Raw genomic sequence first — 9,998 nt, 5'->3', positions numbered from 1 at the left:
TAATAAAAGAGGATGTCGGGTTCATCCTCTAACGTGTCGGGGCGGGCGGATTTTTTAATCCCTCGATGGGAGAACTGCCGACCACAATAAAAAAAGAGGATGTCGGGTTCATCCTCTAACCTGTCGGGGCGGGCGGATTTTTTCATCCCTCGATGGGAGAACTGCCGACCACAATAATAAAAGAGGATGTCGGGTTCATCCTCTAACGTGTCGGGGCGGGCGGATTTGAACCGCCGACCTCACGGACCCGAACCGTGCACTCTAACCGGGCTGAGCCACGCCCCGAACGTCTTGATTATACCCCTTCCTCAAATTATCGGCAAGATTTTCAGATGTTTCTTTTCCATTCCACAATCCATATCTAATCCTAAATTAGAGTTGCTTAAGATTTTTTACAAGCTGATCAATTACTATTGTCACTTTTTAGAATTTTGATATACAATTAAAATACCATACAAAATCAATAATCATTGTAGAAATTCAAGGAGTGAACCATGTTTCGAATCAGCAGAAGACTGGACTATGGTTTGCAAGTGATGATCGCTCTTGCCGGCAACACCAGCGGACGCCCCATCCCCAGCGCCCAGCTTTCTGAGTCCCTCAATATCCCCTTGCCTTTCCTGCACCAGATTGCCCACACCCTGATGCAATCCGGCCTCATCAAAGCCACACCCGGCCCGCGCGGCGGTTTGCGCCTGAATCATCCGCCAAAAAACATCACAGTCCTAAAAATCGCAGAGGTGCTGGAAGGCCCAATTTGCCTGACTCCATGCTTAGAGGACACAGAAGACTGCCCGCGCAATGAAATTTGCACTTCCCGGTTGATGTGGGAAGAGCTGCAAAACAACATCATAGCCTACCTGTCCTCTACAACCCTTGAAAAGCTGGCTGCCTATTCTGAGCTGATGAATGTGCGTTCGGCAGAACAACCGGTTGAAGAACCCCAAAATGCCTCTCTGAGTGAAGGTTGATTGCCCATCGAGGGCCGGCTTTCTTGAAACCCAAAAATATAAGGGTCGGGCGGTTGCTGTGCAATCACCCGACCCTGCTTTTGGGTGATGATTATCTCAGGCTGCCTCTAAAGCGGCCAATACTTCTTTCGAATGACCTTCCGGTTTGACATCCGGGAAAACACGCAGAATTGTGCCGTCCGCACTGATCACAAAAGTGGTGCGTAAAACGCCATCATATTCGCGCCCCATGAACTTTTTTCTTCCCCACGCTCCATATAACTCGCAAACCCGATGCTCCTCATCCGCAAGCAAAGTAAAAGGCAGATTGTACTTTTCCTTAAACTTTGCATGAGATTTTGGCGAATCGGGGCTGACTCCCAAAATCACGACGCCGGCTTCTTCATAGACCGAATAATCATCCCGGAAGCTGCACGCCTCTTTGGTGCAACCAGGCGTGTCATCTTTGGGGTAGAAATACAAAACAACCGGCCTGCCGCGGTAATCGCTCAACCGGCGGGGCGTACCCGTTTCATCCAACAATTCAAAATCTGGTGCGGGAATGTTCTCTGAAATTGGCATGATTAACCTCCTTTGGTTCTCAATTATTGAATCCATCTCCCCATGCGGGAAATATCATAGCCCGGTAATTGACCGACAGCTGCGCGAAACGAGCCATCAGCCGCAAGGTCAAATAGAGGTCGTAACAAATCATCTTCTGCATAGATCGCCGGAATAATCAGGTCATATTCTTCTTCAAACAGCGGGATGAAATCCAAATCCAATGCAACCGCCGCAGCAGCAATACCCAGGCCGCAATCGGCACGGCCGGAAGCAACCGCCGCAGCAACCGCTAAGTGAGTGTATTCCTCCTGATCGTATCCACGAATCTGCAAAGGAGAGATGCCCAATAACCCCAATTGATAGTCGAGCAATATGCGGGTGCCAGCTCCGCGCTGACGGTTTACGAACATTACATCTTCTCGTATCAAGTCCTGCAATCCTTCAATGTTCTTTGGATTTCTTTTGGCAACCAGCAACCCTTGTACCCGGTTAACCCATCCCAGTATACGCACCTTTTGACCAGGAAGGTACTGCTGAACTGCCGCAAGGTTATACACTCCACTTTGCGTATCCAGCAAATGACAACCAGCCAGATGAGTTTCTCCCCGGCGCAAGGCTACCAGCCCGCCCTGACTGCCCACATTCGCAGATACCAGCCGGCGTCCATAGGCGGCCAGATACTGCGCCAACAAATCCAGACTGATGTCATGCGATCCAATTGCAAAAATGGTCTGATTGAGTTCTTCCGGCGGACGGTAAAGCCGAACTCTGACCCGGCTGCCAGCTTCGACACCCTGCACTCCGCGAGGTAAAACGACAATACCATCCGCACGCACCAGTGAGGTAATTACCCCTGCCCCCCGCGATAGCGGCGCCGCCAACAACTGATCCCCTACTCTGCCTGCCACCACCCGCACATAATCATCATCACCCGGCGGTGAGGTCAATTTGCGGGTCATCTTTGCTTCAATTTCAATGGGTTGATAAGGAGGGCGCCCCAGCCAGCGCGCCAGCAGCGGTTCAACAAAAATTTCTCCCGTCAACGCCGCCGATACAGGATAGCCCGGAACGCCGATAATGGGACACTGACTGCCATTCTTCCGGCGGATCATTCCCAATATGACCGGGTGACCGGGACGCACCGCAACACCGTGAACCAGCAAATCACCCAATTCCTGCACCACTACAGCGGAAAAATCTTCCGATCCGGCTGAGGAACCAGCATTGAGCAGGATGAGATCGCTTTGTTCCGCAGCTTCCTGCACACGCTGACGAATGAGAGCATTCTCATCTGGCGTGATCGGATAACGGAAAGCCTCGCCTCCCCAAAGCCGAATCTGAGCTGCCAATACCAGCGAGTTAAACTCAATAATCCGGCCGGTTTCTACAGGTTGACCAATTTCGATCAATTCTGTACCGGTGGGGAGAATTGCCACCCTTGGTTTGCGGCTGACCGAAATTCGATCATGGCCGGCCGCAGCCACCGCTCCTAAATCTACCGGGCGCAAGATATGACCAGAGGGCAACACCAGTTGGGTAGCAACAATATCCTCGCCCATTGGACGCACGTGCGACCAGGGCGGTAATCCCGCTCTCAAGCGGATTGAACGCGGACAGCGGGCATCTGTCATGATCTGCCCATTCTCGTCCAGGGCTTCCACATTCTCAATGGGCACAACTGCATTTGCCCACAGGGGTAATGGATCACCGGTATCTACATAAACCGCTTGTTGACCAACAGTCAGAATCACCGGGGAAGTAGGCATAGCGCCTGCAACATCCTCCGCCCGCAGGGCAAAACCATCCATGGCTGCGGCATGATAATGGGGGGAGGAAATCCGCGCCCACACCGGTTGGGTGGTTACCCGCCCAACCAGATTTTCGCTCAATTCAAGCGTTTCCTCTCCGAGAATGCCGTTCAGGCCGGCCGACTCCAGTGCCTGTTCAAACCGTGCAAGCGCTTCGTTTAAGGGAATATCCTGCAAATAAATGGACATCGTAAACTCCTCACGGTTCGCTTTTTTTGCCTGTAACGATATTTTCAAAACAATTCAAATCGCAATTGGATTTGATTTCCTGTCGGCTGAGAAAATAAAGCGTTTCAATGAAATGTTTGTTACTCACCCCTAAACCCATACCGGCAAAATAACCGTATCTGGCTGCCCGGCGGGTGATATTTTCATCAGCTTTTCCGTAGGGGTAAGCGATTGTCAGTTCCTTTGTGCCTAACAACTTTTCCAGGTAGAGTTTCGACCCTACCATTTGATCATAAGCATGGGAAGGATTTTTCACTAAATCCTCATGGCTGACGGTGTGACTACCAATTTCCCAGCCGTTTGCAAATAATTCAACCAGCTGGTCAGCATTCATATAGGTCGGGGCACCCACATAACCAGTAATCACGTACACCACACCCTGCAATCCATACTGTTGCAGAATCGGAAAAGCAAACTCATAAACACTTCGATAGCCATCATCAAAAGTCACAATGATCGGCTTGAGCGGTAAGTCTCCACCCTTCAGGATTACTTTTGAGAGTTGAACCGGCGTAATGGTCGTAAAACCATTTTTTGACAGATACTCCATTTGAAGGCGGAAATTCTCCACCGATACCTCGTAGCGGTTCTCCGGCTCGCCTTCGGAAATGCGATGGTACAGCAAAATGGGTACTTGAAGCTGCCCGGCAGGATAATAAACCCATGCTGGTGTGGAAGTTGACACAGCGGTTGGAGTACCCGTAGGCAGCGGTGTCGGAGTCAATGTCAGGGTAGGATCGGGTAAAACCATGGTGGAAGTTAAGACCTCGGTTGGGGTAGGCAACCGGGTTTGGGTAGTTTCAGCCTGCACCATAACCGCAGGGGTAGGATGCTGAGCAGCAGCCTGAATACCACTGGCACAACCGGTAAAGAAAAGGCAAACCACTCCGGCAATAACCATTAACCGCCATTTCAAAGGATTCACGTTTTTATCCTTTCCCCAGCAGGAAAACCTCGGCTTCTTCACCAACTCCCAATCCGGTAGCATTTTCAGGGATATGAATCAAACCATCCGCCCGGCTCAGCGAAAAAATCAGGTTGCTTTTGTAAAAAATCGGCTCAGCCAGCCATTGCCCTTCTTGCTGAATCAACCTGGCGGGATAGTAATCTTCCCGCCCGGCTTGCGATGGCAGATTAACCGTCAATTTTGCCCGAACAGCGGGGCGAATCAATCCAGTTACGCCACACAGGCGATTCAATGCCGGTTGCACAAAAAGGTAGGCAATCACCAACGCGCTCACCGGGTTGCCGGGCAGTCCAATCACCGGTTTCCCATCGCAAACCGCCAGAATGGTCGGTTTGCCGGGGCGGATATTCAAACCATGCACCAGCACACCGGGCTTTCCCATACCGTTGATCACTTCGGCGGTTAAGTCACGCGTGCTGGCTGAAGAACCGGCGGTAATGATTACTGCATCACACTCATTGAGCGCTTTCTTCAAGCCTGCCTCCAACGCCTCCGCCTGATCGGGAAATATGCCATAGCGTTCGGCGATCCCACCGGCCTGTTCCACCAGCGCACTCAACGAATAACTGTTAATATCGCGTACCTGACCGGGCAAAACGGCAACCTGCGGCGGTACGACTTCGTCACCCGTCGAGAGAACACCTACCCTTGGCCTCCGCAAAACCTCAATTTCCAAAATCCCCAATGCCATCAAACCGCCAATCTCCGCAGGTCGCAAACGAACCCCGGCGGGGATGATCTCCTCTCCTTGCTGAACATCCTCACCCGGCTTGAGAACGTTCTCCCCTTCGGCAACAGCGCGCAGTACCTCGATTTCATTTTCACGCGAAGGTTGAGTATGTTCGAGCATGACCACAGCATTGCTGCCCGCTGGCAACATTCCACCCGTATGAATCAATGCCGCTTCACCGGGTTGCAAATCAAAGGGAGGTGCCTTTCCCATTGGCAATTCACCTTTGACCGTCAGGTAAGCCGGCAGCGACTCACTGGCGCCGAAAGTATCCGCCGCTCGCACCGCATAGCCATCCACACTGCTGCGAGGAAAGGCTGGAAGCGGTTCCGGGCTGATCACCGCCCGAGCGGTTACCCGCCCGGCTGCATCCACCACCGCCAGCCGTTCCACATCCGTGCTATTTTGGGGAATAAAATCCAGCCAGTAGGACAAGGCCTTGGTGGGAGGAAGTAATTCTAAAAATTCCGGCATATTTTATCCCGTCCAAAGAGAAAAAAACTGCAGGTAAAGCAGCAAACCAAAACTGGCCGCTGCAGTCAGTCGCAACAAACGCCAGTTCGGTTTTGCACCGTTACCAATTTGCCACATCTGCCAGATTTGGAAGATGCCCACCGGCAGTACCAGCAAGCGCGGCCAGGTTAGTGACCATGCCAGACCTGCCAGCGGACTGATCCCAACCAGCAAAAAAGCCAGCCCAATCAAGAAATTGTGCAGGTTCATTCCGCGCTGCCATCCCAGTCGAATCATCATATTTTGCCGGCCGGCTTTGATTTCGCTGAAATATGTTTCCAGTGAGGTTGCCAGTGTCAGAGCCAAAAAAAGCGCCAGCAATGGAAAATTAAACAACCCCATGATCGGGATTAACTCGCCGCGTTGCAATACATACCCAAAACCCGGTACCAACGTTGTCAGAAAAATCGCGCTGATCAACTCTCCATAACCGGAATAGACCAAACGCAGGGGTGGTACCCCGTAAAAGAACGCGAACAGCCACGAAATGCCCAGAAAAAGCAGGCCGGCCGGCTGCAGCACACCCCGCGAATAAAGAACAAAAGTGGTCATCGCCCCCATGGTCAGGGTGGTGACCGCCGCCAGCAGATAGACATTGCGAGAAATCGGCTTCCAGTCTTCCATTCGCCCATTATCGGTGGCGGAACGAGGCGAACTTTCAGACACAAGGTCATAATAAGCCTTGAGATAGACGCTGCTCAACTGCAACAGGGTTACCACCGCCTGTCCAAACCAGTAGACCGTCCAATCAACCGATTCACCCAGATAAACCAGTACACCCACACCGCAGGCATACAGCAGCGCCCCGGCCAGCAATGCCAGCGGCTGCGAAGTACGAATGAATTCTCCCAAGACTTTACGAATGTTTTTTTGCATTCCAATTCCTGTTTTTTTAGATTAATCCATATCCACCATCTACAACAAGCACTTCACCGGTGATGTACATACTTTCCATCAGAAACAGAATTGCCCTGACCACATCATCTTCGCTGCCGCTTTGGCCCAAAGGCAGGCGTTGCACCAATCGCGTCCATTCTTCCGCGGGGGTATCCTCGCCCCGAAGGATTAAACCGGGGGCAACTGCATTGACACGAATATGAGGCGCAAGCCGGCGTGCCAGCAAACGCGTCAACACCTCCAATCCTGCCTTGCTGATCACATAAGTAGGGTAAGCCGTCCAAACCTTATTTGCTCCCGTGTCGCTGATGTTGATAATCACACCTCCCGCATGCATCAAATGCGCCGCTTCGACGGCACACAGCCAGGCCGCGCGCAGGTTGACATCCATCACGCTGTCCCAATCCTCTGCATCCATGTTCAGCAAATCCTGTCGGGGCATCACCGCAGCCGAATTGACCAGTACCCTCAGCGGCAGTCCGGTGGCTGCAACCTGTTCAAACATCCGCTTGATTTCCTGCACATTCCGCAAATTGGCACGGACGGGGAAAACCGGCACACCGATTTTTTCAATTTCAGCAATGGTTAGACGGGCAGATTCTTCAGAATGATGATAATGCAAAGCAATGGCGTAGCCTTTCTTTGCCAGCGCCAGCGCAATTGCCCTGCCCAGCCGCACGGCTGCGCCAGTAACCAAAGCCAATTGAGAAAAGGTATGTTCCATATCAAAGATCATCGCTGAAAGAAGTTGGAAACAAAAAACCACACATTGGCCGGTCTTTCTGCCAGCCGGCGCATGAAGTAGGGATACCAGTGTGTACCAAACGGCACATAAATACGTACCGGGTAACCCTGTTTGACCAACGCCAGCTGTAAATCACGCCGAATTCCGTAAAGCATTTGAAATTCCAGACGCTCAACCGGCAGGCCGCAACTTTTGGCACGCTGGATGGCGTGCTCGATCCGTTTTTCGTCATGCGTCGCGATGGCTGCCAGCGGCGGGAACCGTCCGCTGGCCGTTGCCGGCAAATAATCAAAGCGCAGCGAGGTGTCAATCAACAGATCACTCAAGCGGTCAAAGGCTGCATCCACATCTCGTTTTTTGGGATAGGCCAGATGGGGTGGTTCCTGATACGCTCCTTTGACCAGCCGGATTTTTATGCCCCGCTCGATCAGCTTTTGGGTATCTTCCATGCTGCGGTAGAGGTAAGATTGAATAACCGTGCCCACGTTATCCAAGCCGCTATCCCGTAAGTCGGCAACGATTTTCAAGGTGGCATCCGTCAAAGTAGAATCTTCCATGTCCACACGGATAAAATTATTCAGTTGCCGGGCCTTTTCCACAATCTGGCGAAGATGCCTAACCGCCAGTTGGGGGTCAATTACCAGTCCCAGCTGGCTCAGTTTAACAGATACATTCGCCTGCACGCCGGCGCGCTCGATTTCTTCCAGCAGATGCAAAATTCCCTGGGCGGCCTGCTCGGCATCTTGTACCGTTTGGGTGTTTTCACCCAATTGATCCAGTGTTGCCAGTAAGCCCTGCTGATTCAGCACCTGAACAGCCCGAAGGGCCTGTTCAACCGTTTCACCGGCAATAAAACGGGAAGCTACCCGCCATGCCAGCCCCCAACGGCTGATCCAGCGCTGCGCCCAGTAGGCTTTGGAAAGGGCAATAAACAACGAACGCAGCATTTCCGATCCTGTTTTGATAGATTGGGATTCGTGTTTGATTCTATCATACCGAAAATCTGTTTGTGTTATAAAATGATTCACAGGCAGGACTCGTATGCGCGCATTGTTCCGATCTCGCTATCGCTTGATTCTCCTTTCTCTTACTTTGACGGGGATACTGGTTGTCTGGTATCTCAATCGCGTACCGGGTGGTTTTGTGGCGGGGGTTGGGCAGCTTTTCTTAACCAGTATCTTATGTTTGTTGGGTCTTTTTTTCTGGCTTTTCTTCTTCTCTCAATTTGTGTTGCCTGTCCGTAAACTGGAAGACCGCTGGCGCATTTACCGACGGCTGCTTTTGTACATTCAGGGAGGTCATGGACCGGCAATCTTCATCGAAAACGGTAAAATTCGTCAGCGCAAGGGAGAAATCAAAAAAGAAGGCCCTGGTGTGGTCATTTTGGATAGCGCCAGCGCTGCGGTTTTGAGAAAAGACGACCGTTTTAACCGCGCAATTGGTCCCGGCATTACCTTTACCGAGCGAAAAGAATATCTGGAAGGCGACAAAGCCGTTGTGGATTTGCGCATTCAAAAGGGAAAAATTGGCCCCTTTCTTTCTTCAGGCGCGCCAGCCGGCGTGAGCGATGATCAACCTGCGCGGTTGGAAGTACAGCAACGCCAGCGCATGGAAACCCGCGCCCTGACACGCGATAATATTGAACTTGTCCCCAAAATTGTGGTTCATTTCAAAATTGACGCCCAACCGGGAGAAGGCGGCAGTCAGTACGGCTACCGACCGTCCTCGGTGGAAAAAGCCATCCTGCGCCGGAATGTGGACGCCAATCTGCCGGAAGACACGCCCGATCGGTTGAATGACTGGCGCTGGCTCCCCCCGCGTCTGGCTGCAGATATTTGGAAAGAAACTCTCTCCCGTTTCAGGCTGGATGAGTTATTCCATAGCCGCATCAATCAGCCGACTGCCCTGCAAACCATCCACGCCATCATTCACCAGAGGTTAACTCAACCTGTGGTAGATGAATTGGATTTATTCGGAAAGCCAACCGGTCAACAGGTACCTTCAATGGAATATCAAATGTTACAGGAGCGCGGCATCCGCGTTCTGAAAGTTGAAATCCGCGATCTGGAAATGCCGGAAGAAGTCGAAAAAGACCTGATTAAACGCTGGCAAACTTCCTGGCTCAGTCAGGCAAAGAGAGAGAAAGAAATGATCGAGATCCAGCGTCAGTACATTACCCGCGAAAGTCAGGAGCAGGCTGTACGCGCCTTTTTCAGCGAGGCGGTATCATCTCTGGCAGAAACCTGCTCTGGACAGGTGTATTCGGTCAAAAAAGTCTTCCACATTCTCATGCGTTCTATCCGCACCAATCTGGAACGAAATCCTCAGGCGCAATCCAAACTTCAACAGGAGATTGAGCAATTAAGCCAGCTGGTGGAATGGTCCATTCCTGAAGATTGACAATGACATCATCCTCTTCCTCCCCCTTCGATTTTTCACTGGAACAAATTCAGCGCTGGCTGGAACAACTGATCAGCCGTATGCTGCGACTTGATCATACCACATCTACGCTGCGCGGTCTGTTCGTGGTAATTTCCTTTGCAGGGGTCATCTTTATTTATACGGCTGTCCGCCATCCCATCGGCGAGGTTGGTAA

10 protein-coding genes and 1 tRNA gene are annotated in these 9,998 nt (G+C 51.7%); 3 read left to right on the top strand and 8 right to left on the bottom strand.

Translation table 11 applies throughout. From position 1 onward, the window contains the following. Positions 1 to 210: 210 nt before the first annotated feature. A tRNA-Pro gene (locus ACWIZX_RS12230) sits at positions 211 to 285 on the bottom strand. A 209-nt stretch (positions 286 to 494) separates the two neighbouring features. Here ACWIZX_RS12230 and ACWIZX_RS12225 point away from each other — a divergent pair. Then, the gene (locus ACWIZX_RS12225; protein WP_322791528.1) at positions 495 to 971 is read left to right on the top strand and encodes an RrF2 family transcriptional regulator; all 477 of its coding nucleotides are present in this window, start codon (positions 495 to 497) and stop codon (positions 969 to 971) included. Between the two features lie 96 nt (positions 972 to 1,067). Here the strand turns inward: ACWIZX_RS12225 and bcp are convergent, their stop codons facing one another. The 7 genes from bcp to ACWIZX_RS12190 are packed head-to-tail and all read right to left on the bottom strand — an operon-like array spanning position 1,068 to position 8,349. Continuing rightward, positions 1,068 to 1,532 (bottom strand): thioredoxin-dependent thiol peroxidase, encoded by a 465-nt coding sequence (gene bcp / locus ACWIZX_RS12220; RefSeq protein WP_448335977.1) that lies wholly within the window; start codon positions 1,530 to 1,532, stop codon positions 1,068 to 1,070. A gap of 23 nt (positions 1,533 to 1,555) precedes the next feature. Continuing rightward, a complete protein-coding gene (locus ACWIZX_RS12215) occupies positions 1,556 to 3,511 on the bottom strand; it encodes a molybdopterin biosynthesis protein (protein ID WP_448335976.1) in 1,956 nt (651 codons plus the stop codon). A 10-nt stretch (positions 3,512 to 3,521) separates the two neighbouring features. Continuing rightward, entirely contained in the window at positions 3,522 to 4,475 is a 954-nt protein-coding gene (locus tag ACWIZX_RS12210; protein ID WP_448335975.1) for a polysaccharide deacetylase family protein, read from the bottom strand. A gap of 4 nt (positions 4,476 to 4,479) precedes the next feature. Next, entirely contained in the window at positions 4,480 to 5,721 is a 1,242-nt protein-coding gene (locus tag ACWIZX_RS12205; protein ID WP_322792500.1) for a molybdopterin molybdotransferase MoeA, read from the bottom strand. 3 nt (positions 5,722 to 5,724) lie between these two features. Next, positions 5,725 to 6,636, bottom strand: a complete 912-nt coding sequence (locus ACWIZX_RS12200) for a prenyltransferase (protein ID WP_322792501.1) — start codon at positions 6,634 to 6,636, stop codon at positions 5,725 to 5,727. A gap of 16 nt (positions 6,637 to 6,652) precedes the next feature. Then, positions 6,653 to 7,381, bottom strand: a complete 729-nt coding sequence (locus ACWIZX_RS12195; RefSeq protein ID WP_448335974.1) for an SDR family NAD(P)-dependent oxidoreductase — start codon at positions 7,379 to 7,381, stop codon at positions 6,653 to 6,655. Positions 7,382 to 7,389: 8 nt separating this feature from the next. Continuing rightward, entirely contained in the window at positions 7,390 to 8,349 is a 960-nt protein-coding gene (locus tag ACWIZX_RS12190) for a proline dehydrogenase family protein (RefSeq protein WP_448335973.1), read from the bottom strand. Between the two features lie 94 nt (positions 8,350 to 8,443). On the opposite strand from ACWIZX_RS12190, the gene ACWIZX_RS12185 reads away from it, so the two are divergent. Both ACWIZX_RS12185 and ACWIZX_RS12180 read left to right on the top strand, forming a co-directional pair. After that, positions 8,444 to 9,802: a hypothetical protein gene (locus ACWIZX_RS12185; protein WP_322792504.1), complete on the top strand. Its 1,359-nt coding sequence runs from the start codon at positions 8,444 to 8,446 to the stop codon at positions 9,800 to 9,802. A gap of 2 nt (positions 9,803 to 9,804) precedes the next feature. Then, on the top strand, positions 9,805 to 9,998 hold a 194-nt coding region (locus tag ACWIZX_RS12180; RefSeq protein WP_448335972.1), incomplete at its 3' end, for a hypothetical protein.

This window comes from Bellilinea sp., assembly GCF_053501535.1.
This window is presented reverse-complemented; position numbering and strand designations above follow the sequence as displayed.

What these genes read in the sequence shown, in the direction of transcription:
- ACWIZX_RS12185 (WP_322792504.1), top strand. Translation starts at nt 8,444, where the DNA reads ATGCGCGCATTGTTCCGATCTCGCTATCGCTTGATTCTCCTTTCTCTT.
- ACWIZX_RS12200 (WP_322792501.1), bottom strand. Translation starts at nt 6,636, where the DNA reads ATGCAAAAAAACATTCGTAAAGTCTTGGGAGAATTCATTCGTACTTCG.
- ACWIZX_RS12190 (WP_448335973.1), bottom strand. Translation starts at nt 8,349, where the DNA reads ATGCTGCGTTCGTTGTTTATTGCCCTTTCCAAAGCCTACTGGGCGCAG.
- ACWIZX_RS12225 (WP_322791528.1), top strand. Translation starts at nt 495, where the DNA reads ATGTTTCGAATCAGCAGAAGACTGGACTATGGTTTGCAAGTGATGATC.
- ACWIZX_RS12205 (WP_322792500.1), bottom strand. Translation starts at nt 5,721, where the DNA reads ATGCCGGAATTTTTAGAATTACTTCCTCCCACCAAGGCCTTGTCCTAC.
- bcp (WP_448335977.1), bottom strand. Translation starts at nt 1,532, where the DNA reads ATGCCAATTTCAGAGAACATTCCCGCACCAGATTTTGAATTGTTGGAT.
- ACWIZX_RS12215 (WP_448335976.1), bottom strand. Translation starts at nt 3,511, where the DNA reads ATGTCCATTTATTTGCAGGATATTCCCTTAAACGAAGCGCTTGCACGG.
- ACWIZX_RS12195 (WP_448335974.1), bottom strand. Translation starts at nt 7,381, where the DNA reads ATGGAACATACCTTTTCTCAATTGGCTTTGGTTACTGGCGCAGCCGTG.